Raw genomic sequence first — 1526 nt, 5'->3', positions numbered from 1 at the left:
GGGGATGTCAGCGAAAACGGACACCCCCACCACGCGTGGTGACCTGCACAGACGGGGTCGGCCGGAATCCGGTAAGGGCAGCAGAAGTCGCAACAGATGCCGCAGCAGATGCCGCAGGAGATGGCGCAAGAGCTGTCGCAAGCCGCCGCCCGGCCGACCGCGAAACTGGGCCCAATGACCCACAACTCGCTGCCGGAATCTGCGCCCCGCAGGACACGCCCAGCGCAGCGACCGACCGGCACGGCGGACCGATCAGATATCTGATCGCTTAGCTTGCTCCCCTGCCCGTGCCCGGGCCCGACGTCGCCCCCGACGCTCGGCCTAACGTTCCAATAGGCCACAACTGGCTGCCCGGATCTGATGTCAACGACGGCCGCCCGCGACCGGTCGGTAGCGACTCAGAGCTTGCCGTCGTCCTCCTCGCCGGCGCCGACTTCGGCACTGAGATCGAGGACAAGGTCTAGTGCTGCAAGAAGAACTCGGAGATGTTCTTCGCGAAGCAGGTCCAGTACCTGAGGTACCGGAAATCGGACCGCAGCCGTTTCGCTCCAGGGGCGAAGATGTATCTCAGGCGGCGTCCCCTGCCAGGTGAGTTTCGAGGGTGTCCTCCGCGGCCCGTTCACCAGCGCTTAGACCGGCCGAACGACCTGCTCAACGTCCTAGAGACGGACCCGAAGTTCGACTGCTCGATGTTCGTCGACAGGGCCGGTCAGCGGAAGTATCCGTCCAGTGACCCTCGGTCACGTGGTGCGCGTCACCGAAGGGTTCATGTGAGGACTTTCGATCTGCTGGCGGCCTCATGACCCCCCTACATGAAGTGCCTGTCACCAACCTCGTGAGCTGAGCATCCGACATGAAGCAGCAGGTCAGGGCCACTTAGGCGCTTTTATGCGTGTGCGTGATTCCGTTGGCATTGTGGCGGCTCCGCTCGCGCTGCGTAGGCTTCTCCCTGACCGGCAGCACCGGAGTCCGAACGAGGCCCTTCGAGGACGAGTTCGACGCCGACCGCGCCAACGGGTTTCCGGTCGCCGTGTAGTCCGACAGCCCTCGAACACCTGGAGGCAAAAAAACAGCGGTCCCCTGCGCCAACAGGGGACCGCCTGTGTAGTCCGACAGCCCTCGCCCGACCGAGTTGGATCTCAAGTACAAGGAGAAGAACCATCAAAGACGTTCCCGAGCCTAAGCTCCGCGACGGCCTGCCGTCGAGCGGGCTCACGCGACAAATGGCGCATTACGAAGCTTGTGCGACATTCATTCCGGCTCCGTTCGACAGGCGAGCGCAGGGTGTCACGTACGGGGTGACGGGCCGATGACCCTGTTCACGATCGTCGCGATGTCCCTCGCGGGCGTCGCCGTGTACTGGGCGTACAAGAACCCGAAGCTGGGTGCGTCGCTCCTGGTTGGTGCCGGGATTCTTGCCGCGGTCTATCTGATCGGACAGCAGGATGCCTCGCAGGCTCCGCTTCAGGCGCCGGCGCCTGCCGCGTCCTCTTCTGTTCCGGCGGTAGCAGGCCCGCCCCCCAGCC

1 protein-coding gene is annotated in these 1526 nt (G+C 64.5%); it reads left to right on the top strand.

Annotation, left to right across the window (positions count from 1 at the left end; genetic code table 11):
* Positions 1-1309: 1309 nt before the first annotated feature.
* Positions 1310-1526: hypothetical protein (locus tag ACFWB8_RS37065; protein WP_385237732.1), on the top strand; the 217-nt coding region annotated here is incomplete at its 3' end.

The sequence above is a fragment of the Streptomyces sp. NPDC060031 genome (assembly GCF_042736805.1).
Taxonomy (GTDB): Bacteria; Actinomycetota; Actinomycetes; order Streptomycetales; family Streptomycetaceae; genus Streptomyces.
Note: the sequence above shows the minus strand (reverse complement) of the source record. Positions and strands in the feature narration are given on the sequence as shown.